The organism is Streptomyces sp. WM6378 (assembly GCF_001279695.1).
Taxonomy (GTDB): domain Bacteria; phylum Actinomycetota; class Actinomycetes; order Streptomycetales; family Streptomycetaceae; genus Streptomyces.
This window is the reverse complement of sequence record NZ_LGDD01000024.1, coordinates 1-23,281: the sequence shown is the minus strand read 5'-3', so window position 1 is coordinate 23,281 and position 23,281 is coordinate 1. Positions and strand designations below refer to the sequence as shown.

18 protein-coding genes are annotated in these 23,281 nt (G+C 70.7%); 5 read left to right on the top strand and 13 right to left on the bottom strand.

The features are described from left to right. Positions 1-17 precede the first annotated feature (17 nt). Positions 18-719 (bottom strand): lysophospholipid acyltransferase family protein, encoded by a 702-nt coding sequence (locus ADK54_RS04505; protein ID WP_053724192.1) that lies wholly within the window; start codon positions 717-719, stop codon positions 18-20. Positions 720-929: 210 nt separating this feature from the next. Between ADK54_RS04505 and ADK54_RS04500 the strand changes: the two genes are divergently transcribed. Further along, on the top strand, positions 930-3,344 hold the full coding sequence (locus tag ADK54_RS04500; RefSeq protein ID WP_053724191.1) for a polysaccharide lyase 8 family protein: 2,415 nt from the start codon (positions 930-932) through the stop codon (positions 3,342-3,344). A 6-nt stretch (positions 3,345-3,350) separates the two neighbouring features. Here the strand turns inward: ADK54_RS04500 and ADK54_RS46635 are convergent, their stop codons facing one another. The 5 genes from ADK54_RS46635 to ADK54_RS04480 all read right to left on the bottom strand — a co-directional run bounded on the left by ADK54_RS46635 (position 3,351) and on the right by ADK54_RS04480 (position 7,902). Then, positions 3,351-3,512, bottom strand: coding sequence for a hypothetical protein (locus ADK54_RS46635; protein WP_199826864.1), 162 nt, complete (start codon positions 3,510-3,512; stop codon positions 3,351-3,353). Positions 3,513-3,575: 63 nt separating this feature from the next. After that, positions 3,576-4,532, bottom strand: coding sequence for a cytochrome c oxidase assembly protein (locus tag ADK54_RS04495; protein ID WP_053724190.1), 957 nt, complete (start codon positions 4,530-4,532; stop codon positions 3,576-3,578). A gap of 153 nt (positions 4,533-4,685) precedes the next feature. After that, positions 4,686-5,711 (bottom strand): 6-phosphofructokinase, encoded by a 1,026-nt coding sequence (locus ADK54_RS04490; RefSeq protein ID WP_053724189.1) that lies wholly within the window; start codon positions 5,709-5,711, stop codon positions 4,686-4,688. 190 nt (positions 5,712-5,901) lie between these two features. Beyond that, a complete protein-coding gene (locus tag ADK54_RS04485; RefSeq protein ID WP_053724188.1) occupies positions 5,902-6,630 on the bottom strand; it encodes a type 1 glutamine amidotransferase in 729 nt (242 codons plus the stop codon). 24 nt (positions 6,631-6,654) lie between these two features. Beyond that, positions 6,655-7,902, bottom strand: a complete 1,248-nt coding sequence (locus tag ADK54_RS04480) for a Mur ligase family protein (RefSeq protein ID WP_053724187.1) — start codon at positions 7,900-7,902, stop codon at positions 6,655-6,657. Between the two features lie 117 nt (positions 7,903-8,019). Between ADK54_RS04480 and def the strand changes: the two genes are divergently transcribed. Next, on the top strand, positions 8,020-8,607 hold the full coding sequence (def, locus tag ADK54_RS04475; RefSeq protein ID WP_053724186.1) for a peptide deformylase: 588 nt from the start codon (positions 8,020-8,022) through the stop codon (positions 8,605-8,607). A 217-nt stretch (positions 8,608-8,824) separates the two neighbouring features. On the opposite strand, the gene ADK54_RS04470 is transcribed toward def, so the two are convergent. Further along, positions 8,825-9,478, bottom strand: a complete 654-nt coding sequence (locus ADK54_RS04470) for a TetR family transcriptional regulator (RefSeq protein WP_053724185.1) — start codon at positions 9,476-9,478, stop codon at positions 8,825-8,827. Positions 9,479-9,654: 176 nt separating this feature from the next. Between ADK54_RS04470 and ADK54_RS04465 the strand changes: the two genes are divergently transcribed. After that, positions 9,655-10,884 (top strand): acyl-CoA dehydrogenase family protein, encoded by a 1,230-nt coding sequence (locus ADK54_RS04465; RefSeq protein ID WP_053724184.1) that lies wholly within the window; start codon positions 9,655-9,657, stop codon positions 10,882-10,884. A 94-nt stretch (positions 10,885-10,978) separates the two neighbouring features. Here ADK54_RS04465 and ADK54_RS04460 read toward each other — a convergent pair whose 3' ends face one another. The 3 genes from ADK54_RS04460 to ADK54_RS04450 are packed head-to-tail and all read right to left on the bottom strand — an operon-like array spanning position 10,979 to position 15,001. Further along, positions 10,979-11,467: a glutathione peroxidase gene (locus ADK54_RS04460; protein ID WP_053724183.1), complete on the bottom strand. Its 489-nt coding sequence runs from the start codon at positions 11,465-11,467 to the stop codon at positions 10,979-10,981. A gap of 31 nt (positions 11,468-11,498) precedes the next feature. Continuing rightward, a complete protein-coding gene (locus ADK54_RS04455) occupies positions 11,499-12,380 on the bottom strand; it encodes an acyl-CoA thioesterase (RefSeq protein ID WP_053724182.1) in 882 nt (293 codons plus the stop codon). A 47-nt stretch (positions 12,381-12,427) separates the two neighbouring features. Beyond that, positions 12,428-15,001 (bottom strand): DEAD/DEAH box helicase, encoded by a 2,574-nt coding sequence (locus tag ADK54_RS04450; RefSeq protein WP_078966123.1) that lies wholly within the window; start codon positions 14,999-15,001, stop codon positions 12,428-12,430. 85 nt (positions 15,002-15,086) lie between these two features. On the opposite strand from ADK54_RS04450, the gene ADK54_RS04445 reads away from it, so the two are divergent. Next, positions 15,087-15,878 carry a metal-dependent hydrolase gene (locus ADK54_RS04445; protein ID WP_053724280.1) on the top strand — a complete coding sequence of 264 codons (792 nt, stop codon included), beginning with the start codon at positions 15,087-15,089 and terminating at the stop codon, positions 15,876-15,878. Positions 15,879-16,224: 346 nt separating this feature from the next. On the opposite strand, the gene ADK54_RS04440 is transcribed toward ADK54_RS04445, so the two are convergent. Beyond that, a complete protein-coding gene (locus ADK54_RS04440) occupies positions 16,225-18,006 on the bottom strand; it encodes an ABC transporter ATP-binding protein (protein ID WP_053724180.1) in 1,782 nt (593 codons plus the stop codon). Next, positions 18,003-19,829, bottom strand: coding sequence for an ABC transporter transmembrane domain-containing protein (locus ADK54_RS04435; RefSeq protein ID WP_053724179.1), 1,827 nt, complete (start codon positions 19,827-19,829; stop codon positions 18,003-18,005). The genes ADK54_RS04440 and ADK54_RS04435 overlap by 4 nt, the downstream gene beginning before the upstream one ends. A gap of 161 nt (positions 19,830-19,990) precedes the next feature. On the opposite strand from ADK54_RS04435, the gene ADK54_RS04430 reads away from it, so the two are divergent. Beyond that, positions 19,991-21,598 carry a peptide-N4-asparagine amidase gene (locus ADK54_RS04430; RefSeq protein ID WP_234391923.1) on the top strand — a complete coding sequence of 536 codons (1,608 nt, stop codon included), beginning with the start codon at positions 19,991-19,993 and terminating at the stop codon, positions 21,596-21,598. 44 nt (positions 21,599-21,642) lie between these two features. On the opposite strand, the gene ADK54_RS04425 is transcribed toward ADK54_RS04430, so the two are convergent. Further along, complete coding sequence (locus ADK54_RS04425; protein WP_053724177.1) at positions 21,643-23,031, bottom strand: Gfo/Idh/MocA family protein; 1,389 nt, start codon at positions 23,029-23,031, stop codon at positions 21,643-21,645. Positions 23,032-23,281 lie beyond the last annotated feature (250 nt).

Sequence of the window (23,281 nt, the reverse complement as noted above, 5' to 3'; positions counted from 1 at the left end):
CTGCCGGACACGGGCTCTCAGCTGATGATGCCCCGGAACCTGCGCGACTCCTCGGCCTTCACGTCGGCCGCGTACCGGTCCACGTACTCCTGGCCCGACAACTCCATGACCTTGTACATGATCTCGTCGGTGACCGCCCGCAGGATGGCCTTCTCGCCCTCCATCCCCTCGTACCGCGAGAAGTCCAGCGGCTCGCCGAAGCGGATCGACACCCGCTTGATCTTCGGTACGACCTGGCCGGGCGGCTGGATCTCGAAGGTGCCGACCATCGCGCACGGGATCACCGGAACGCCGCCCCGGATGGCCATCACCGCGACGCCGACCTTGCCTTTGTACAGCTTGCCGTCGTGCGAGCGGGTGCCCTCGGGGTAGATGCCGAGCAGCTCGTCCTTGGCGAGCACCCCGAGCCCCTCCCGGATCGCGGCCTGCCCCGCCTCCTTGCCGGACCGGTCCACCGGGATCTGGCCGATGGCCCGGAAGAACGCGGCGGTCAGCCGGCCCTTGATGCCGGGCCCCGTGAAGTACTCCTGCTTGGCGAGGAAGGTGATGCGTCGCTTCAGCATCACCGGCATCAGGAAATGGTCGGAGAAGGAGAGGTGGTTTCCCGCGACGATCGCCGCGCCCTCCTCGGGAATGTGCTCAAGTCCCTCCAGCCTCGGCCGGAACAGCAGTCTCAACAGGGGCCCCAGGACTGCGTATTTGAGGATGTAGTAGAGCACCCGCAAGCTCCTCACCATGCAGAAGGGTGGCCAGTGTAGGGGGAGGTCCCCGCCCCTGTAACCACTGGCGACGGGCCTGACGGCGGATCGATCAATCGATCATTTGTGCGCGAGTTCTTGAGCGAACGAAGTGTGAAGAGTAGAAACCGTTCACGTCACCGCGTGAACCCCTCCCTCCCCTTCCCTCCCACTCCTCGGGCTGGAGTCCCCATGACAACTCCCTGGTCCCGCCGTGCCTTTCTGTATGCCACGGGCTCCTCGGCCCTCGCCCTGGGGATCGCCGGGGCCCCGGGGGCCGAAGCCGCCGACTCCTACGACGCGCTGCGCGCCACCTGGCGGACGCTGATCCTCGGCACCGGCTTCAGCCCCACCGCCGAACCGTTCAGGTCCAGGCTCGCCGACCTCGGCTCCGCCGCCTCGGCCCTGCTCTCGACGATGGCCCCGGTGAGCGGATCCCTGTGGCCCGACGCCGTCTACGCCGACCCGGACCCGGACACCGACCAGGAGTCGTACGGCTACTCGGCCAGGATGAACGACAGCTGCACCCGGCTGCGCACCATGGCCGAGGCCTACAGTCGGCCCGGCACCGGACTCACCGGCGACAGCGCCCTCGCCACCGCCATAGCCACCGGCCTCGACCACCTCCACAGCGACGTCTACAACGAGGGCCGGGCCGCCTACGGCAACTGGTACAACTGGCAGATCGGCGCCCCGCAGGCCCTGCTCGACAGCTGCGTCCTGCTGTACGACCAGCTGTCCTCGGGCCAACTGGCCAGCTATCTCACGGCAGTTGACCACTTCGTGCCGGACAGCGCCGTCTCCGTCTACTCCGGTACGAGCACCGGAGCCAACCGCGTCGACCTGTGCCGGGTGCTCGCGCTGCGCGGAGTGCTCGGCAAGAGCTCGGCGAAGCTCTCCCTGGCCGCGAACGCACTCTCGCCGGTCTTCCCGTACGTGGCCTCGGGAGACGGGCTCTACGCCGACGGCTCCTTCATCCAGCACACCTATGTGCCGTACACCGCCTCCTACGGGTCGGTGATGCTCGGCGGCCTCGGCATGCTGTTCGCCCTGCTCGCCGGCTCCGCCTGGCAGGTCACGGACCCGGCCCGGCAGATCGTCTTCGACGCGGTCGAGAACGCCTGGGCGCCCTTCCTCTACAACGGCCTCGCCCTGGACGGTGTCGCGGGCCGCGCCATCAGCCGGGGGATCTCCGCCGCGGGCGGCCCTCAGCAGGACGACCATGCCCGCGGCCATGCGATCCTCGCCTCGATCGTGCTGCTCGGGCAGGGTGCCAGTAGCGCCGAGAACGCCCGCTGGCGCGGGCTCGTCAAAGGCTGGACGCAGCGCGACTACTACAGCCCGCCGCTGGACGACGGCTTCCTGAACATCTCAAGTCTCGCCCGCCTCAAGGGAGTTCAGGACGACAGCACGGTGTCCGCGATCGCCGAACCCGTCGGCCACCGCCTCTTCACCCACATGGCCCGGGCCACCCACCGCCGGCCCACCTGGGCCGCCGCCATCAGCATGGCCGACAAGCGGATCACGTACTACGAGACCGGCAACGGCGAGAACCTGCACGGCTGGCACACCGGGTCCGGAATGCTCTACTGGTGGGGCGACACCTATGCGAACGGCCAGTACAGCGACGCCTTCTGGCCCACCGTGGACCCGTACCGGCTGCCCGGCACCACGGCCTCGCGCAAGGCCCTCGCGGATGCGGCGGGCGGCGACTGGGGGGCGTCCAGGCCGGACGTGAACTGGGTGGGCGGCGCGACCGACGGGCAGCGGGCCTCCATCGGCCAGTACCTCAAGGGCCTGGGAAGCACCCTGCTCGCGAAGAAGTCCTGGTTCTGCCTCGACGACGCCATCGTGTGCCTGGGCGCGGGCATCTCGTGCACGGACGGCACGGCCGTCGAGTCGACCGTCGACAACCGCAACCTCGGGCCGACCGGAAGCGCCGCACTCACCGTCGACGGGACCGTCCAGCCGCTCGCCTACCCCTGGTCGGCGACCCTGACCGGCGCCTCCTGGGCCCACCTCGCGGGCCACGGCGGCTATGCCTTCCCCGGCAGGGCGACCGTACAGGCCAGGCGCGAGGAGCGTACCGGCCGCTGGAGCGACATCAACAAGGGCAGCTCGACGACGCCGATCAGCCGCCGCTACCTCGCCCTGTGGGCCGACCACGGCACGAACCCGTCCGGCGCCGGATACTCCTACGTGCTGATGCCGGGCGCATCCGCCTCCCAGACCGCCGCCCGCGCCGCCGACGCCAGCTGGCTGAGCGTGCTCGCCAACACCGACGACCAGCAGGGCGTCCAAGTGCCCTCGCTCGGCTTCACCGGGGTCAACTTCTGGTTCGGCGGCACCGTCGGCGCGCTCACCGCCAGCGCGCCGTGCGCCGTGATGATCGGCGAGCGGAGCGACGGCACCGCGGTGATCTGCGTCAGCGACCCCATGCGGATGCAGACCTCGCTGACCCTCACCTGGAGACGGGCCGTCGCCTCGGTGACCTCCCGCCCGGCCACCGTCACCGGCGCCACCACGGGCTCGTCCCTGACCCTCACCTTCGGCGACCTCAGCGGCACCGGGGGAGCCACGCAGCAGACCACCGTCAGGCTCGGCTGACCGGGCTCACGTGCTGCGCGACGTCGCGGCCGTCCCGATCGCGGTGAGCCCGAGCACCACCCAGCCGAACCACAGCCAGCCGCTGCTGCCGAGCGCCACCGTGTACGCAGTGATCACCACCAGCATCACGAGGGTGAGCACCATCATCGACTTCGTCGAACGGGGCATAGCGTCCCCTTCCTCCCGGCGGGCGCCGTGAAGACCATGGTCTCCCCGGGAGGGGCCGCCGCGCTACTGCCCGCGCGTGTTCAGTGAGGCGAGATAGGCGTTGTAGGCCTGAAGTTCCTTGTCGCCGTTGCGGTCGGCGGCCCGGTCGGTGCGGCGCGCGTGGCGCTTCTCGGTGGCGTACCACTGGAAGACGAGCGCGATCAGGACGAGCACCGAGGGGATCTCGCTGAACGCCCAGGCGATGCCGCCACCGGCCTGCTGGTCGGTGAGCGCGTCGATGCCGAGCGAGGCCGGCGGGTTCTTGTACGTGCCGATCATGGGCTCGCTGGCCATCATCAGGGCGATGCCGAAGAAGGCGTGGAAGGGCATGCCGGCGAAGAGCTCCAGCATCCGCATCACATAGCCGGGCCGGTGCGGGCCCGGGTCCACGCCCATGATCGGCCAGAAGAAGACCAGACCGACCGCGAGGAAGTGGACCATCATCGCGATGTGCCCGGTCTTGGACTCCATCAGGAAGTCGAAGAGCGGCGTGAAATAGAGCCCGTACAGGCTGGCGATGAAGAGCGGGATCGTGAAGGCCGGGTGCGTGATGATCTTCATGTACCGGCTGTGCAGCAGCATCAGGAGCAGCTCGCGCGGGCCCTTGCGGCCGCGCGGGGCGACCGGCAGCGCGCGCAGCGCGAGCGTGACCGGCGCGCCGAGCAGCAGCAGGATCGGCGACAGCATGCTGATCACCATGTGCTGCACCATGTGCACGCTGAACATGACCATGCCGTAGTCGTTCAGCTTGGTGCACATGACGAGCCCGATGGTCAGGACGCCCACGGTCCAGAAGATCATCCGGCTGACCGGCCAGCTGTCGCCGCGCCGTCTGAGCCGGACCACACCCCACGCGTACAGGCCGAGCCCGAGGAGGCAGCCGATGAGGAAGAAGGGGTCCGTCGACCATTCGAGGCCCCGCGCCAGCGTGAACGGCGGCAGGTCCATGTTCATGTCCATGCCGTGCCCGCTGTGATCCATCCGCTGACTCCTGATTCGTACCGGTTGTCCCGCACCAGACTAGAACCGCCCCCGGCCGGTGATGCGGCCGGGGGCGGTTCATTGCATACAGAACAATCCGGAAGCGGACGGTGCTGTGCGGCCGGAGGCCAGGGTCTGTCCGCCGGACAGGCCCTAGAGCACGCACTCCGCTTCGGCGTACCGCTCGGCCGGGACGGTCTTCAAGGTGGCCGTCGCCTCGGCGAGCGGGACCATCACGATGTCGGTGCCGCGCAGCGCGGTCAGCATCCCGAACTCGCCGCGGTGGGCGGCCTCGACCGCGTGCCAGCCGAATCGGGTGGCGAGCACCCGGTCGTACGCGGTGGGCGTGCCGCCGCGCTGGACGTGGCCGAGGATGACCGGCCGGGCCTCCTTGCCCAGGCGCTGCTCCAGCTCGATGGAGAGCTGGCGGGCCACGCCCGCGAAGCGCTCGTGGCCGTAGACGTCGGTGCCGCCCACGTCGAACTGCATCGAGCCCTCGCGCGGCTTGGCGCCCTCGGCGACGACGACGATCGCGAACTTCTTGCCCGCCGAGAAGCGCCGGCCGACCAGCTCGGTCAGCTCGTCGATGTCGAAGGGGCGCTCGGGCACGACGATGGCGTGCGCGCCGGCGGCCATGCCCGAGTGCAGCGCGATCCAGCCGGTGTGGCGGCCCATGACCTCGACGATCAGCACGCGCTGGTGCGATTCGGCGGTGGTCTTCAGGCGGTCGAGGGCCTCGGTCGCCACGCCCACGGCGGTGTCGAAGCCGAAGGTGACGTCGGTCGAGGCGATGTCGTTGTCGATGGTCTTGGGCACGCCCACGATGGGGAGCCCCGCCTCGGAGAGCAGGGTCGCGGCCTTCAGGGTGCCCTCGCCGCCGATCGGGATGATCGCGTCGAGCCCGAGCTCGGCGACGTGTCCCTTGGCGCGCTCGACGCCGTCGCGCAGATGCGCGGGCTGGACGCGGGAGGAGCCGAGGATGGTGCCGCCACGGGCGAGGATGCCGCCGACCGCATCGAGGTCGAGCTTGCGGTAGTCGGCTTCGAGCAGGCCCCTCCAGCCGTCGTGGAAGCCGATGACCTCGTCGCCGTGGTCGACCACCGCGCGGTGCACGACGGATCGGATGACGGCGTTCAGGCCGGGGCAGTCGCCGCCGGAGGTGAGCACACCAATTCGCATTGCCCGGAGAACCTTTGCAACGTGGGCCGACGACCGGACCACGTCGTCCGGTTGGATCCCCGTCACCCTACCGGCGCAAGGTGACGGGGGCCGAATCGGAGGTCCGACTGATGGACGTGGTACGAACGTACGAACCGCCCACCAGCCGGACCGAGTTGCCGAAGGTGTCCGCTCTCGCTCGTTTCGGGCGTTACGCGGGCTGGGTCGCCGACGCGATGCGCTCGGCGCGCAGCGCCTCGTACCAGCGGTCGTCGGTCGGCGGCAGCGCGTTCACGTCGAGGGCCAGCTTCAGGAGCATGTCCGCGATCTGCGGATTGCGCGCGAGGACCGGGCCGTGCATGTACGTACCGAACACGGTGTCGTTGTACGCGCCTTCGGTGCCGTCTCCCGTGCCGTTGCCCTTGCCCAGGCGGACCCGGGCGAACGGGCGGGCGGTCGGGCCGAGGTGGGTGACGCCCTGGTGGTTCTCGAAACCGGTCAGCTGGGGCAGGCCGAGCCGCTCGTCGATGTCGCCGAGCACGTCGCCGACGCAGCGCTCGCCCTCGCCGCGCGTCGAGATCACGTCGAGCAGGCCGAGGCCCGGCTCGCGCTCGCCGAGGTCGTTGATGAACTCGTGGCCCAGGATCTGGTACCCGGCGCAGACCGAGAAGATGATCGCGCCGTTGGACGCCGCCCGGCTCAGGCCGGTGTCGCGGCGCAGCCGCTCGGCCGCGAGCCGCTGCGGCCGGTCCTCGCCGCCACCGATGAGGTAGATGTCACCGGAGGTCGGGATCGGCTGGTCGCTGCGGACGTCGAGCCGGTGCACGTCCAGGCCGCGCTGGCGCGCCCGGCGCTCCACGACCAGGGCGTTGCCCTGGTCGCCGTAGGTGCTCAGCAGGTCGGGGTAGACCCACACGAGGCGCAGGCTGTTGTCTGCCATGTCGCTTGCTTGCTCCTTCCTTGGTCAGTTGCCGACGACGCGGCGGACGTCCTGGAACGCGGTGTAGTTGGCGATCAGCTCGATCCGCCCGGGCGGCGCCAACTGGGCGCACTCCTCCAGGCTTTCGCAGACCCGGAAGTCCAGGTTCGCGACCTCCAGACGCACCGCCAGGTCCAGCTTGCGGTCGCCGATCACGAAGATCGGGTGGCCGGCGAGCCGGGTGTAGTCGACGTCCCACAGCCAGGAGGTGTCCGTGCCGTCGGCGCCGCGGGCGTTGACGGACAGGACGACCGGCGTGGGCGGCGGGTCGATGAGGGAAAACGTTTCGAGCCAGCCCGCCGGGTTCTTCGCGAGCAGGAGCCGCAGCTCACGGCCCTGGAAGCTGACCACGTCGTAACGTCCCGCGACCGCCTGCACCTGGTACATGCGCTCAAGGGCGACCTGCGGCGGCACCCCGAACACCGCGGCGACCGCGGCGGAGGTGGCGGCGTTCGCCTTGTTGGCGCGGCCGGGCAACTGGAGGTGGATCGGCCAGGCCGACCCGTGCGGGTCCAGTACGTAGTCGCCGTTGAGGACCCAACTGGGCGCCGGGCGGCGGAAACCGCACTCGCCGCAGAACCAGTCGTCGCCGGGCCGCTGCATCACACCGCCGCAGGCGGGGCACGACCAGGCGTCGTCCTTCCACTCCTGACCGGCCGCCACCCACACCACGTTGGGGGAGGAGGACGCCGCCCACACGACCAGCGGGTCGTCCGCGTTGGCGATCACCACGGCCTTGGAGCCGGACAGGCCCTCGCGCCACTTCTCGGCGAGCATGCGGGTCTCGGCGGCGCGGTCGAGCTGGTCGCGCGAGAGGTTGAGCAGCGCGATCGCCTTCGGCGTCACATCGCGCGCGACACCCGCCAGATACTTCTCGTCGACCTCGATCACGCCGTACTTGGCGTCCGAACCGCCCGCCAGCGCCGACGTGATGCCGGCCGGCATGTTGGCGCCGAGCGCGTTCGACACCACCGGGCCACTGGCCCGCAGCGCCTCGGCGATCAGCCGGGTCGTGGTCGTCTTGCCGTTCGTCGCCGACACCAGGACGACGTCCAGATGAGTGGCGAGCCGCCCGAGCAGATCGGGGTCGAGCTTGAGCGCGACGCGCCCGCCGATCACCGATCCACTGCCCCGGCCCGCCGCGCGCGACACCGCCGCGGCGGCCTTGCCCGCGGTCACCGCCAGCTTGGCTCGCGGTGACAGGGGCCCGGCACCTCCAACGTGTCCTGACATCGTCCTTGATCCTCCTTGCGCCTGGGTCGGGTGTCAGCCTATCGAGATCCGGTCAGCGCCCCGAACCGCGCCACCATTCGAAATGGCCTCCACCCCTCGGAACGTACTCTTGCGCCCATGCGCCACCGTCCCATTCCCGGCAGTTCCGGCTCCGTACGAGAGATGAGTCTCCTCGGCGACCGGTTGCTCCACGCCCCCTGCGAACCCGTCACGGACTTCGGGCCCGCGCTGCACCGCCTCGTCCAGGACATGTTCGCGACGATGTACGCGGCCGAGGGTGTCGGCCTGGCGGCGAACCAGATCGGCGTCGCCCAGCGGGTGTTCGTGTACGACTGCCCCGACGACGAGGACGTGCGGCATCTGGGGTACGTCGTCAACCCCCGCCTGGTGGAGGCCGACGGCATGGAGGTGCGCGGCCCCGAGGGCTGCCTCTCCCTGCCGGGTCTGGAGGCGCCGACCTCGCGCTTCGACCGGGCGGTGGTGGAGGGCGTGGACCTCTCGGGCGAGCCCGTACGGATCGAAGGCACCGGGTTCTTCGCCCGCTGCCTGCAGCACGAGTGCGACCACCTGGAGGGGGTGGTGTACGCGGACCGGGTCACGGGGTGGCGTAGGTCCTGGTTGCGGCGGGCGATCCGCAAGGCGCCGTGGGGCGGACGGGCGGACTGGCCCCACCCCGCCCCTTCCCCAAACCCTCCGGGGGAGTAAGTCCGGCTGCGGACCGTGGATGACTGGTCGCGCAGTTCCCCGCGCCCCTGGCAGAGCCGGGTACAGGCATCTTCAGCCTGTCATGGGGGTCCCCTGGCCCTTAAGGCCTTGGGGGAGTTTGAGGACGAGCGCCCTTCAGGCGCGATACGGGGTCTGGGGCGGAGCCCCGGGAGCACTTTCACCCCCGGCGGGTTCCGGGAAGGGGCGGGGTGGGGGATCAGAAGCCCGGTCCGCCCACCCGGTCGCCCGCCGCAGCCAGCCGCCCCCACAACAGGTCGGCCAGCGCCTGCACCAACTCCGCGCGGGAGCACGGGCGTTCGCCCAGCCACCAGTCGCCCGCCGCATGCATCATGCCGACGATCCCGTGCCCCCAGACCCGCGCGAGCACCTCGCTGCCCGGCCCGAGGTCGATCCGCTCGGCGATCACCACGCCCAGGTCCTCGCCCATGCGGCGGAGCAGCGGCGCGGAGTGCCGGCCCACGTCGAAGCCCTGCTCGGACTCCGGTGCCGGGGAGTCCTCGGCGGGGTGCATCAGGAACCGGTACACCTGAGGCCGCGCCTCGATGGCCGTCAGGTAGGTCTCCAGGGTCGCCTCGACCCGCTCGCGCCGCTCGGCGGGCGCGTCGAGCGCGGCCCGCAGCGCGGAGAGCAGGGCGTCGGTGTGGCGCTGGGCCAGCGCGCGGTAGAGGCCGCCCTTGTCGCCGAAGTGGCGGTAGAGGATGGGCTTGGTGATGCCCGCCTCGGCCGCGATCGCGTTCATGGAGGCCTTCGGGCCGTCCCGGAGCACCACCCGGTCCGCCGCCTCCAGCAGTTCGCGCCGCCGGCGCTCGGCCGCCGTTCGCTGCTGTGCGGCCTGCTGTGTGGTCTCCATGGGTTCTTCTCCCCGCCCGTACTGCATTTTCCTTGGGTTCCATCTTTCGAAAGCCTTGCGCAACGTAACACTCCGCCCGGCGGCGGCGCTGGGCGGCCGGTGGTCGGTTGACAGGGGCTACCCGCCGGTAACAGACTTCGGTTACCGGAAGTAACGCTTGGAGTGGTGGAGGGGACATGGCCGAGTTCACGATGGATCTCAACGACGACCAGAAGCAGGTCCGGGACTGGTTGCACGGGTTCGCCAAGGATGTGATCCGCCCCGCGGCCGCCGAGTGGGACGAGCGCGAGGAGACTCCCTGGCCGGTGATCCAGGAAGCGGCCAAGGTCGGAATCTACTCCCTCGACTTCTACGCGCAGCAGTTCTTCGACCCGACCGGCCTCGGCATCCCGGTCGCCATGGAGGAGCTGTTCTGGGGCGATGCGGGCATCGCGCTCTCCATCGTCGGCACGGGCCTGGCCGCCGTCGGCGTCCTCGCCAACGGCACCGAGGAGCAGATCGGCACCTGGATCCCGCAGATGTACGGCGACGTGACCGACGTCAAGGTCGCCGCCTTCTGCTCCTCCGAGCCGGACGCGGGCTCCGACGTCGCCTCGATGCGCACGAAGGCCGCGTACGACGAAGCCAAGGACGAGTGGGTCCTGAACGGCACCAAGACCTGGGCCACGAACGGCGGCATCGCGAACGTCCACGTCGTGGTCGCCGTGGTCGACCCGGCGCTGGGCTCCAAGGGGCACGCCTCCTTCATCGTGCCGCCGAACACCCCCGGCCTGACCCAGGGCCAGAAGTTCAAGAAGCACGGCATCCGCGCCTCGCACACCGCCGAGGTCGTCCTCGAAGACGTACGCGTACCGGGGCACTGCCTCCTCGGCGGCAAGGAGAAGCTCGACGAGCGGCTCGCCCGGGCCCGCGAGAAGGCGAAGGCCGGTGGCGGTGAGCGCGTGAAGAACGCCGCGATGGCCACTTTCGAGGCGTCCCGCCCGGCCGTCGGCGCGATGGCGGTCGGCACCGCACGGGCCGCGTACGACTACGCGCTCGAATACGCCAAGACCCGCGAGCAGTTCGGCCGCCCGATCATCGACAACCAGGGCATCGCCTTCCAGCTCGCCGACATGCGCACCCAGATCGACGCGGCTCGCCTGCTGGTGTGGCGCGCGTCCTGGATGGCGACGACGGGCAAGAAGTTCGAGTCGGCCGAGGGGTCGATGTCCAAGCTGTACGCGAGCGAGACGGCGAAGAAGGTCACCGCCCAGGCGATCCAGATCCTCGGCGGCAACGGCTTCACGCGCGAGTACCCGGTGGAGCGCATGCACAGGGACGCGGCTATTTACACCATCTTCGAGGGTACGAGCGAGATTCAGCGGCTCGTCATCGCCCGCACCCTGTCGGGCATGCCGATCCGCTAGCGGTCGGCCCGCGGGAGCGGGGCTGACCCGCTCCGGTTGTGCGAAGGCGCCCCGCCTCGCGTGAGGGGGAGCGCCTTGGGCCGCAAGTCCGGGGTCAGGCAGGCAGGTTGGCCTCGATGAGGGCGACGACCTCGGGGGCCTCCGGCTCCGTGCGGGGGCGGATGCGCGCGGCGACCTCGCCTCGGGGGGAGAGCAGGAACTTCTCGAAGTTCCACTGGATGTCGCCGGCCTCGCCGTTGGCGTCCGCGGTCTTCGTCAGCTCCGCGTAGAGCGGGTGCCGGCCCTCGCCGTTCACGTCGGTCTTCTCCAGGAGCGGGAAGGTCACGCCGTACGTGGCCGAGCAGAACGTGCCGATCTCCTCGGCGGTGCCGGGCTCCTGGCCGCCGAACTGGTTGCACGGCACGCCGAGCACGGTCAGACCGCGGTCGCCGTACTCCTTCTGGAGCCGCTCAAGACCCGCGTACTGCGGGGTCAGACCGCACTTGGACGCCACGTTCACCAGGAGCACGGCCCGGCCCTCGTAGTCGGCGAGGGAAGTCGGCTCGCCGGTCAGGGTGCGCAGCGGGATGTCGTACAGGCTCATCGGTAACTCCTTCTGGAAAAAGGTGAGTTGATCAGTCGGCGGCGGCGCCCAGTGGGCGGAAGAGGCCCTCCTGGACCACCGACACCAGCAGTTCGCCCTCGCGGTTGTAGATCCGGCCGCGGGCCAGGCCCCGGCCGCCCGTCGAGACCGGGGACTCCTGGTCGTACAGGAACCACTCGTCGGCGCGGAACGGGCGGTGGAACCACATCGCGTGGTCGAGCGAGGCCATGTCGAAGCCGCGCGGCCCCCACAGCGGCTCGACCGGGATGCGCACCGCGTCCAGGAGCGTCATGTCGCTCGCGTACGTCAGCGCGCAGGTGTGCACCAGCGGGTCGTCGCCCAGCGGGCCGACCGCGCGCATCCAGACAGCGCTGCGCGGATCCGCGTCCTTGATCTCCTCGGCCGTCCAGCGCAGCCGGTCGACGTACCGGATGTCGAACGGCTGGCGGCGTGCCATCCGCTCCAGGGCCTCGGGCAGGGCGCCCAGGTGCTCGCGGATCTCCTCGGCGACCGTGGGCAGCGACTCCGGTTCCGGGAAGTCGAGGCGCGGCGGGAGCTGGTGCTCGATGCTGCCGGGCTCCGGGCGGTGGAAGGACGCGGTCAGGTTGAAGATCGTGCGGCCCTGCTGGACCGCGGTGACCCGCCGGGTGGTGAAGGACCGCCCGTCGCGCACCCGCTCCACCTGGTAGACGATCGGCACGCCGGGCCGCCCCGGCCGCAGGAAGTACGCGTGCAGCGAGTGCACCGGACGCTCACCGTCCGTGGTGCGCCCGGCCGCGACCAGCGCCTGGCCCGCGACCTGCCCGCCGAAGACCCGCTGGAGGGACTCCTGCGGGCTGCGGCCGCGGAAGATGTTGACCTCGATCTGCTCCAGGTCGAGCAGATCGACGAGTCTCTCCGCCGGATTGGTCATGTCGTCGCGGTCCTCTCGGGTCGGTGCCGGGGTCGTCGCAGCCGGGTTCAGAGTTCGCCGACGTCGGTGACGCGCACCACCGCACGGCCCTCCTCGTCGGACGCCGCCAGGTCGACCTCCGCGCTGATGCCCCAGCCATGGTCGCCGTTCGGGTCGGCGAACGTCTGGCGGACGCGCCACAGGCCGTGCGCCGCGTCCTCCTCGATCGCGAGCAGCTTGGGGCCGCGCGCGTCGGGACCGGTGCCGAGGTCGTCGTACTCGTCCCAGTACTTGTCCATCGCCTCGCCCCACGCGTCCGCGTCCCAGCCGGACTCCGCGTCGAGCTCGCCGAGCGCGTCGACGTTGTCGAGGGCGGCCAGCTCGACCCGGCGGAACATCGCGTTGCGTACGAGCACCCGGAAGGCACGGGCGTTGGCCGTGACCGGCTTGACCTCGTCGGCCTTCTCCTGGGCCTCCTCGGCCGTCTGGATCTCCGGGTTGGCGAGCTGCTCCCACTCGTCCAGGAGCGAGGAGTCCACCTGACGCACCATCTCGCCCAGCCAGGCGATCAGATCCTCCAGGTCCTCGGTCTTCAGGTCGTCCGGGATGGTGTGGTCGAGCGCCTTGTACGCGCTCGCCAGATAGCGAAGGACGATGCCCTCGGTGCGCGCCAGCTCGTACCAGGAGGTGAACTCCGTGAAGGTGAGCGCCCGTTCGTACATGTCACGGATGACCGACTTCGGCGAGACCGGGTGGTCGCCGACCCACGGGTGCGACTTCTTGTACACGTTGTAGGCGTGCCACAGCAGCTCTTCCAGCGGCTTCGGGTACGAGATGTCCTGGAGCCGCTCCATGCGCTCCTCGTACTCGACGCCGTCCGCCTTCATCTGCCCGACGGCCTCGCCGCGCGCCTTGTTCTGCATCGCGGCGAGGATCTGGCGCGGGTCGTCAAGGGTCGACTCGACGACCGAGACCATGTCGAGCGCGTACGACGGCGACTCCGGGTCAAGGAGGTCGAAGGCGGCGAGCGCGAACGTCGACAGGGGCTGGTTCAGCGCGAAGTCCTGCTGGAGGTCGACGGTGAGCCGGATCGTGCGGCCCTCGGCGTCGGGGGTCTCCAGCTGCTCCACCACACCGCCGTCGAGCAGCGAGCGGTAGATCGCGATGGCCCGGCGGATGTGCCGCAGCTGCGCCTTGCGCGGCTCGTGGTTGTCCTCCAGGAGGTGCCGCATCGCCTCGAAGGCGTTGCCCGGCCGGGCGATCACCGAGAGCAGCATGATGTTGGTGACCCGGAAGCGGGAGGTCAGCGGCTCGGGATCGGAGCCGATCAGCTTCTCGAAGGTGGTGTCCGACCAGGCCACGAAGCCCTCGGGGGCCTTCTTGCGGACCACCTTGCGGCGCTTCTTCGGGTCGTCGCCGGCCTTGGCGAGCGCCTTCTCGTTCTCGATGACGTGCTCGGGCGCCTGGGCCACCACGAACCCGGCGGTGTCGAACCCGGCCCGCCCGGCGCGGCCCGCGATCTGGTGGAACTCACGGGCCCGCAGCGTGCGGACCCGGTTGCCGTCGTACTTGGTGAGCGCGGTGAACAGGACCGTACGGATGGGCACGTTGACGCCGACGCCGAGGGTGTCGGTGCCGCAGATGACCTTCAACAGGCCCGCCTGCGCGAGCTTTTCGACCAGGCGGCGGTACTTGGGCAGCATGCCCGCGTGGTGCACGCCGATGCCGTGGCGGACGTAACGGGACAGGTTCTGACCGAACTTGGTGGTGAAGCGGAAGTTGCCGATCAGGTCGGCGATCTTGTCCTTCTCCTCGCGCGTACACATGTTGATCGACATGAGCGACTGCGCCCGCTCGACCGCCTGCGCCTGCGTGAAGTGCACGATGTAGACCGGCGACTGCCGGGTTTCGAGGAGCTCGGTCAGCGTCTCGGTGATGGGCGTCGTGACGTACTCGTACGAGAGCGGCACGGGCCGGGTCGCCGAGCGGACCACCGCGGTCTCGCGGCCGGTGCGGCGGGTGAGGTCCTTCTCGAACATCGCGACGTCGCCGAGGGTGGCCGACATCAGGACGAACTGCGCCTGGGGAAGTTCCAGGATAGGGATCTGCCAGGCCCAGCCGCGGTCGGCCTCGGCGTAGAAGTGGAACTCGTCCATCACGACCTGGCCGATGTCGGCGTGCTTGCCGTCGCGCAGCGCGATGGAGGCGAGCACCTCGGCGGTGCAGCAGATGACGGGCGCGTCCGCGTTCACGGAGGCGTCGCCGGTCAGCATGCCGACGTTCTCGGTGCCGAAGAGCTTGCACAGGTCGAAGAACTTCTCCGAGACCAGCGCCTTGATCGGCGCGGTGTAGAAGGTGACCTCGTCCCGGGCCAGGGCCGCGAAGTGCGCACCCGCCGCCACCAGGCTCTTTCCGGAGCCGGTCGGGGTGGAGAGGATCACGTTCGCCCCGGACACGACCTCGATCAGCGCCTCCTCCTGGGCCGGGTACAGGTTGATGCCCTGGTCCTCGGCCCAGGTGGAGAAGGCCTCGAAAAGGGCATCGGGGTCGGCACTCGGCGGCAGCTGATCGATAAGGGTCACGCCCCCATCTTGCCTGGCGCACGGCCGGAAGCGGGAACCGGCCGCCGACGCGAAGATCATCGCAGGTAGGCTGCCAGCTCGGCCCGTCCGCGGACGGGCCGTCAACTGACGCACGGAACAAGAGGAAATGGGGCGGGGCACGGTCATGATGGGACCTGCGCACTCACTGTCGGGGGCCGCGGCCTGGCTCGGGGTGGGCGCGGCAGCGGCCGCCGCCGGACACCCCATGCCGTGGCCGGTGCTCGCCGTGGGCGCCCTGATCACCGCGGGTGCGGCGCTCGCACCCGACCTCGACCACAAGTCGGCGACCATCTCGCGCGCCTTCGGGCCGGTGTCGCGCGGCCTGTGCGGCATTGTCGACGAGCTGTCGCACGCCGTCTACAAGGCGACCCGCGGCCCCGGCGACCCGCGCCGCAACGGCGGCCACCGCACCCTGACCCACACCTGGCTGTGGGCCGTCCTGATAGGGGCGGGCGCCTCCGCCGCGGCGGTGTTCGGCGGGCGCTGGGCGGTCCTCGCGATCCTCTTCGTGCACCTGGTCCTCGCCGTCGAAGGCCTGCTGTGGCGGGCCGCCCGGGTCTCCAGCGACGTGCTGGTGTGGGCGCTCGGCGCGACCAGCGCGTGGATCCTGGCCGGCGTCCTCGACCAGCCGGGCAACGGCTCGGACTGGCTGTTCAGCGGCCCCGGCCAGGAGTACCTGTGGCTCGGTCTGCCGATCGTGCTCGGCGCCCTCGTCCACGACATCGGCGACGCCCTGACCGTCTCGGGTTGCCCGATCCTGTGGCCGATCCCGCTGGGCCGCAAGCGCTGGCACCCCATCGGCCCGCCGAAGGGCATGCGCTTCAGGGCAGGCAGCTGGGTCGAGCTGAAGGTCCTGATGCCGGCGTTCATGGTGCTCGGCGGGATAGGCGCGGCGGGCGCGCTGAACTTCATTTGAACCCCGCCCCGCCCCTTCCCTAGACCCGCCGGGGGTTGGGAAGGGGGAAGGCGGGTTTCCTGGGGCTCCGCCCCAGACCCCGTTCGCGCCTTGAGGGCGCTCGTCCTCAAACTCCCCCAAGGCCTCAAGGGCCAGGGGCCCCATGACGGGCTGGGGTTGCCCGTACCGCATGCCGCTAGGGGCGCGGGGAACTGCGCGACCAGCCACGCACGGTCCGAGGCCGAAAGCGGGTTTAGGGGCGCGGGGAACTGCGCGTTCAGCCCAGCACGGTCCGCGCTGAACAACGAACCGGGGGCCGGGCCAGGGGCCCAGCACCGGAGTGCCGAGCCCCCCCCCGCGCCGCAGGCTAACCGTGCCAGGACCGCCACAGCGCCGCGTACGCGCCGTCCGCCGCGACCAGCTCGTCGTGGCTGCCCAGCTCGCTGATCCGGCCACGCTCGACCACCGCGATGACGTCCGCGTCGTGCGCGGTGTGCAGCCGGTGCGCGATCGCCACGACGGTGCGGCCGTCCAGGACGCGGGCAAGGGAGCGCTCCAGGTGGCGGGCCGCCCGCGGGTCCAGGAGCGAGGTCGCCTCGTCCAGGACCAGAGTGTGCGGGTCCGCGAGTACCAGCCGGGCGAGCGCGATCTGCTGGGCCTGTGCCGGGGTCAGCGACAGGCCGCCCGAGCCGACCTCCGTAGCGAGGCCGTCGTCGAGGGCCCGCGCCCAGCCGTCCGCGTCGACCGCCCCGAGCGCCGCCCACAGCTCGGCGTCGTCGGCGCCCGTGCGGGCGAGCAGCAGGTTGTCCCGCAGCGAACCCACGAACACGTGGTGCTCCTGGTTGACCAGGGCGACGTGTTCGCGCACCCGTTCCGCCGGCATCCGCGACAGCTCGGCCTCGCCAAGGGTGACGCGGCCCTCGCGCGGGGAGTAGATCCCGGCGAGCAGCCGGCCGAGGGTCGACTTGCCCGCGCCGGACGGCCCGACCAGGGCGACCCGGGTGCCCGGGGCCACCGACAGCGACACCTCGTGCAGCACGTCCACGCCCTCGCGGTAGCCGAAACGGACCCCGTCCGCCGCGACGTGCCGCCCGTCGGGGCGCACCCCGGCGTCACCCGCGTCGGGCTCGATGTCCCGCACGCCGACCAGGCGCCCGATCGACACCTGGGCCACCTGGAGCTCGTCGTACCAGCGCAGGATGAGCCCGACCGGCTCGACCAGCATCTGGGCGAGCAGCGCGCCCGTGGTGAGCTGGCCGACCGTGATCCAGTCCTTGAGGACGAAGACCCCGCCGATCGTCAGCACCGACACCATGATCGTCATGTGGCTGACGCTGACCACGGGGAAGAGCACCGTCCGCAGCCACAGCGTGTACCGCTCCCACGCCGTCCACTCCTTGACCCGCTGGTCCGAGAGCGCGATCCGGCGGCCGCCGAGGCGGTGCGCCTCGACCGTGCGGCCCGCGTCGACCGTCTCGGTCAGCGCGGAGGCGACCGCCGCGTAACCGGCGGCCTCCGAGCGGTAGGCCGCGGGCGCGCGGCGGAAGTACCAGCGGCAGCCCACGATGAGCACCGGCAGCGCGATCAGCACCGCGAGCGCCAGCGGCGGGGCCGTGATCCCGAGCGCGCCGAGCAGCAGCGCCGCCCACACCACACCGATCGCCAGCTGCGGCACGGCCTCGCGCATCGCGTTGGCAAGCCGGTCGATGTCCGTGGTGATCCGGGACAACAGGTCGCCCGTACCGGCCCGCTCAAGGACGCTCGGCGGCAGCCCGACCGACCGCACCAGGAAGTCCTCGCGCAGATCGGCCAGCATCTCCTCGCCGAGCATCCCGCCGCGCAGCCGCACCATCCGCACGAACACCGTCTGGATGATCAGCGCGACCGCGAACAGGGCTGCCACGCGCCCGAGTTGAAGGTCGCGGGATCCCTTCGACAGGTCCTCCACGACACCGCCGAGGAGGTAGGGGCCGACCATGGACGCGATCACGGCGACCGCGTTGACCCCGATCAGGACCGAGAACGCCCCGCGGTGGCGCCGCATGAGTTCCCTCACGTACGAACGCACCGTCGCCGGGGTGCCCACCGGCAGGGTGGTGGCCGACTGCGGGGCCGCCGGGTCGTACTCCGGTGCTGCCACGCCGATCATGCCGACTCCTCCACTTTCTCCATCGCCCGTGACGTCGCCTGCGACATCGTCTTCGACTCTTCCTCGTCCGTCTCGCGGGTGACGACCGCGCGGTAGCGGGCGTCGGTGTGCACCAGTTCGCGGTGCACGCCCACCGACGCGACCTCGCCGTCGTGCACGAACACGATCCGCTCGGCCAGGTCGAGCAGCAGCGGCGACGACGTGAACACGACCGTCGTCCGCCCCGCCCGCAGCCGCTTGATGCCGTCCGCGACCCGCGCCTCGGTGTGCGAGTCGACCGCCGAGGTCGGCTCGTCGAGCACCAGGACCTCGGGGTCGGCCACCAACGACCGGGCCAGGGCCAGACGTTGACGCTGCCCGCCCGAAAGCGACCGGCCGCGCTCGGTGATCCGGGTGCCCATCGGGTCCTGGCAGTCGCCGGCCGAGGCCTGTGCGAGCGCCTCCAGTACGTCACCGCACTGCGCCGCCGCCAGCGCGTCCGCCGCCCCGACCTGCCCGGACGAGGGCACGTCGAGCAATTCGCGCAGCGTGCCCGAGAGCAGCACCGGATCCTTGTCCTGGACGAGGACGACGGTGCGGGCGTCGTCCAGCGCGAGCCCGTCGAGCGCGACCCCGCCGAGCAGCACCGAAGGAAGCTCGTCCGGCTCGGCGGCATGCCCGCCGAGCCGGTCCGCGAGCCGCCCGGCCGCGTCCGGGTCACCGCACACCACGGCCGTGAACCGGCCCTCGGGTGCGAGCAGCCCGGTCCCCGGGTCGTACAGATCACCGGACGGCAGAGCCCGCCCCGGCCCGGACGACACCCCCGTGTCCGTCCCGGCCGGGTCGGTGACCCGTTGGAGCGCGAGCACCCGCGCCGCCCGCTTCGCGGAGGGCCGCGAGAACGAGTACGCCATCGCGATCTCCTCGAAGTGCTGCAGCGGGTACAGCATCAGCGTCACCGCGCTGTACACGGTGACCAGTTCGCCCACCGCGATCCGCCCGTCGAGCGCCAGGTGCGCGCCGTACACGACGACCGTGATGAGCAGCAGGCCCGGAAGCAGCACCTGGACCGCCGAGATCAGCGACCACATGCGGGCGCTGCGCACGGCCGCGCGGCGGACCTCCTGCGAGGCCTCGCGGTAGCGGCCGAGGAACAGCTCCTCGCCGCCGATGCCCCGCAGCACGCGCAGCCCGGCGACCGTGTCTGACGCCAACTCCGTTGCCCGGCCCGCCTTTTCGCGCTGGATGTCCGCGCGCTTGGTGGCGCGCGGCAGCAACGGCAGGACGGCCAGGGCGAGTACGGGCACGCCGATCGCGACGACGATGCCGAGTGCGGGCTGGTAGATCAGCAGCCCGACACAGATGATCACGAGTGCGGCGGCGGCCGCCGCGAAGCGCGAGAGCGCCTCCACGAACCATCCAATTTTTTCCACGTCACCCGTCGATACCGCGACCACTTCGCCCGCCGCGACCCGGCGCGTGAGCACCGAGCCGAGCTCGGCGGTCTTGCGCGCGAGCAACTGCTGCACCCGGGCGGCCGCGGTGATCCAGTTGGTGACCGCGGTGCGGTGCAGCATCATCTCGCCGACTGCGATGGCCACGCCGAGCAGCACGTTCAGCGCGGCCGCGAGCGCGAGCCGGTTGCCCGAGCGGTCGACGGCCGCCTGTACGGCGAGCCCGACGGTCAGCGGCAGCCCGGCGATGCCGCACTGGTGCAGCAGCCCCCAGGCGAGGGCTTTGAGCTGGCCGCCGAGCTGATTGCGGCCCAGCCAGTAGAGGAAGCGGGGACCCGAGCGGACATCCGGTTCGCCTGGATCCGTAAAGGGAAGATCGCGAATCTGCATGACGTCCCGGGATTCCTTGCATCGAGTGGCCTGAGCCGTGCAAGGTTCGCCCTTTCCGCTTGCGGATTTCAATCGATTTTTCCGCGTTGGGGCACAGAACCCGCCAAGGTCCGCCCCTCGGGTCTGGCGTCCCGGCCGCGCTCGCGCTTCACTCCTGACCCATGAGACGACGAAAGATCATGTCCATGCTCGGCGGCCTCACCCTGGCCGCCGGTCTGGTGCTCGGCGCGGGCCCGGCCGCCGCTGCCGACACCCCGCCCGCCGAGTTCGGCACCGACTGGCACGACCCGCTGACCGCGGCGCCGCCGGTGGCCACCCCGCACACCAAGTCCTGCCAAGTCACCCTGGCCGAGGCCCAGTTCCGCGACTACACGCCCTACAAGGGGAGTTACGCACCCCCCAAGGGCTGCGGCCACCGCTGGAGCAAGGTGGTGCTGCGCCTCGACGGCAAGGTCAAGGGGCGCCAGTACGACCGCCTCGGCTATCTCCACGTGGGCGGCGTGGAAGTGCTGCGCACCTCGACGCCGGAACCCTCGGTCGACGGCATCGCCTGGAACGTCGAGAAGGACGTCACGCGCTACAGCGACACCTTCCGCGCCGCCCAGCCCGTCGAGATGCTCATCGGCAACACCGTCGACGACACCTACACCGGCGTCATCGACGTCAAGGTGACGCTCACCTTCTACGCCGCCGAAGGCCGCACCGCGCCCGCCGCGACCCCCGACAAGGTGCTCCCGCTGGACACCGCGCAGGTCACCACCCCGCGCAACGCGGAACGCGTCGTCGCCGAGGTGTACGCGACCGGCTCGGGCGGCGGCTGCGAGGAGTTCTGGTACCTCGCGGTTCCCGATCCCGCCGCCTACTCCTGCAAGGCGCCGGCAGGGCCCAACCGGGAAGTGCAGATCAGGGTCGACGGCCAACTCGCGGGAATAGCAGCCCCGTTCCCCACCGTATGGACGGGCGGCTGGTCCAACCCCTTCCTCTGGTACGTCGTCCCCGCGCCCCGCGCCTTCGACGTGAAGCCCGTCGAGTACGACCTGACGCCGTACGCGGCGCTGCTCAACGACGGCCGCCCGCACCAGGTCGAGGTCTCCGTCGCCGGGGTCCCCGCCGGGCAGGCCGGCTGGTCCACCCCGACGAACCTGCTCATCTGGCAGGACAAGGGCAGCAAGGTCGTGACGGGCGGGCTGACCCGGCACGACGAGACGGCGCCGGTCAACTCGACGACGTACAAGCCGGGTTCACCGGAACTGCGGCTCGACGCGAGCAGCAGCCACCGGCTCACCACGGCCGGATACCTCAACACCTCGCACGGCCGCGTCACCACGACGGTGGCCCGTTCGGTGTCGGCCGATTCGGTGCACCGCTGGACCGAGGGCGAGAACACCGATGCGCTGAAGGGGAGTTGGCACGACGACCAGAGCGTGACGACATCCGGCCGGGGCCCCGCCGTGACCGCCCGCGACAACCGCACGTACGCGATGGACGGCACCACGACCATCGGCACCGACGGCCGGCTGCGCACCGTCATCAGCCTCGGCGACCGGGCGGACGCCCTCACCCTGCGCGGCGCGCGCCCCACCGTCTTCTCGCACCTCGACGACACCTATCAGGGTGACGCCTCCTGGACGATGAACGTGCCGCGCGAGCAGCGCCACGCGGTCGGCACCTCGGCCGAGCGCTACCGCCTGTACGGCTCGGACGGCTGCTACGACCGCAGCCTGAAGACGGCCCAGGGCACCCTGACCGAGGACGTCCGGCACTGCTGAGCGGCCGCTGCCCCCGGCCGGCAGAGGCCGGGGGCACCCGCGGCTCACATCTCGACGGGCTTCTCGGAATCCATCCCGGGGCGGGACTTCTTCCACTCACCTCGCGTGAAGTCGGGGATCTGCTGCGGCATGCCGCGCTGCTTGATCGACAGATTGCTCAGCGGGACCGGAGAGGTCCACGTCGCCGCGTCGTACACGTCGAAGTCGGGCACGAGGCCCAGGCGCACGCACTGCATCAGCCGGAACACCAGCATGTAGTCCATCCCGCCGTGCCCGCCCGGCGGATCGGCGTGCTCCTTCCACAGCCAGTGGTCCCACTCGGCGTACTTCGAGAAGTCGCCCCACTCGTCGTTCTTGTGGTCCGGCTCGATGTAGATCCGCTCGGGGTAGTCCTCGAAAAGTCCCTTGGTGCCGCCGAGGCTGTTGATCCGGCTGTAGGGATGCGGGGTCGAGACGTCGTGCTCAAGCCGGATCACCCGGCCCTTCGCGGTCTGCACCAGGCTGATCGTGCGGTCGCTCTCGATGTACGTCTCCCTCCAACTCGGGTCGCCCGCAGGCATGTTGGCGGCCCGGTACTGGGCCAGACCGAGCGAGGGCGAGCCGACGCTGACGATGCTGACCGCGCGGTCGCCCCGGTTGAGGTCCATGTAGTTGGCCACCGGCCCGAAGCCGTGATTGGGGTACAGGTCGCCGCGCAGCCGGGTGTGCCAGAGCCTGCGCCACGGGCCCTCGTAGTACGCGGGGTCGAACATCAGGCCCCGCAGATCGTGGTTGTACGCACCCGCGCCGTGCAGCAGATCCCCGAACTTGCCCGCGTGCGCCATGCGCAGCACCCGCATCTCGTTGCGGCCGTAACAGCAGTTCTCCAGCTGCATGCAGTGCCTGCGGGTCCGCTCCGAGAGGTTCACCAGCTCCCACAGCTCGTCGAGCTGGAGCGCGATGGGACATTCCACGCCGACGTGAACCCCGTTCAGGAGCGCCGACCTGGCGATCTCGAAGTGCGAGTCCCAGGGCGTCGCGACGTGCGCGAAGTCGATGTCGCCGCGCTTGAGCAGCTGCTCGTAGTCGTGGTCGCCATGCACATACACGGCCGGTGCGGGCTGCCCGGCGGCCGTGACCTTGGCGGCGGCCCGCTCGGCTTTCGCCTTCACCGGATCGCACAGCGCCACCACCTTGACGCCCGGCACGGCGAGGTAGAGGTCGATCATCGCCCCGCCCCGATTGCCGAGCCCGATCAACGCGACCCGCACGACCGAACGCCGCTGGAAGGGCACCCCGATCATGCTCCGGCCCTGGCGTCCGGGTTCCTGAGCGGGCGCCTCCTCCGCTGCCGCAGGCGTGGCCCCGAACGCGAGCCCGGCACTGGCGGCCCCCGCAGACCACAGAACGGACCGCCGACTGACGTCGTGCTGCTCCGGTACCGCGTCGTTCATCGAACCTCCAGGCGATCGACGGGACTTGCATGGGCAGCCATTTGCGCGCCCTTTACCGAACTCAGGTAAGGACTTTGAAGGGTGAGACAGGTGGTGCGCAAGAGTGCGGGGTGCGCGTGTCGCCCGGGGTGACGTGCTGGGCGCCGTACCAGGGCTTGTACGTGAATAACCGTCAGAGTTGACCTGTCGGACGAGGTGTGGTGGGAGGCTGGAGCATGGCTCTGCCTTCGCAACATCGCATCCCCGCCGC

Coding starts and splice junctions, on each gene's coding strand:
- ADK54_RS04500 (WP_053724191.1), top strand. CDS start 930: ATGACAACTCCCTGGTCCCGCCGTGCCTTTCTGTATGCCACGGGCTCC.
- ADK54_RS46635 (WP_199826864.1), bottom strand. CDS start 3,512: ATGCCCCGTTCGACGAAGTCGATGATGGTGCTCACCCTCGTGATGCTG.
- ADK54_RS04495 (WP_053724190.1), bottom strand. CDS start 4,532: ATGGATCACAGCGGGCACGGCATGGACATGAACATGGACCTGCCGCCG.
- ADK54_RS04490 (WP_053724189.1), bottom strand. CDS start 5,711: ATGCGAATTGGTGTGCTCACCTCCGGCGGCGACTGCCCCGGCCTGAAC.
- ADK54_RS04485 (WP_053724188.1), bottom strand. CDS start 6,630: ATGGCAGACAACAGCCTGCGCCTCGTGTGGGTCTACCCCGACCTGCTG.
- ADK54_RS04480 (WP_053724187.1), bottom strand. CDS start 7,902: ATGTCAGGACACGTTGGAGGTGCCGGGCCCCTGTCACCGCGAGCCAAG.
- def (WP_053724186.1), top strand. CDS start 8,020: ATGCGCCACCGTCCCATTCCCGGCAGTTCCGGCTCCGTACGAGAGATG.
- ADK54_RS04470 (WP_053724185.1), bottom strand. CDS start 9,478: ATGGAGACCACACAGCAGGCCGCACAGCAGCGAACGGCGGCCGAGCGC.
- ADK54_RS04465 (WP_053724184.1), top strand. CDS start 9,655: ATGGCCGAGTTCACGATGGATCTCAACGACGACCAGAAGCAGGTCCGG.
- ADK54_RS04460 (WP_053724183.1), bottom strand. CDS start 11,467: ATGAGCCTGTACGACATCCCGCTGCGCACCCTGACCGGCGAGCCGACT.
- ADK54_RS04455 (WP_053724182.1), bottom strand. CDS start 12,380: ATGACCAATCCGGCGGAGAGACTCGTCGATCTGCTCGACCTGGAGCAG.
- ADK54_RS04450 (WP_078966123.1), bottom strand. CDS start 15,001: ATGATCTTCGCGTCGGCGGCCGGTTCCCGCTTCCGGCCGTGCGCCAGG.
- ADK54_RS04445 (WP_053724280.1), top strand. CDS start 15,087: ATGATGGGACCTGCGCACTCACTGTCGGGGGCCGCGGCCTGGCTCGGG.
- ADK54_RS04440 (WP_053724180.1), bottom strand. CDS start 18,006: ATGATCGGCGTGGCAGCACCGGAGTACGACCCGGCGGCCCCGCAGTCG.
- ADK54_RS04435 (WP_053724179.1), bottom strand. CDS start 19,829: ATGCAGATTCGCGATCTTCCCTTTACGGATCCAGGCGAACCGGATGTC.
- ADK54_RS04430 (WP_234391923.1), top strand. CDS start 19,991: ATGAGACGACGAAAGATCATGTCCATGCTCGGCGGCCTCACCCTGGCC.
- ADK54_RS04425 (WP_053724177.1), bottom strand. CDS start 23,031: ATGAACGACGCGGTACCGGAGCAGCACGACGTCAGTCGGCGGTCCGTT.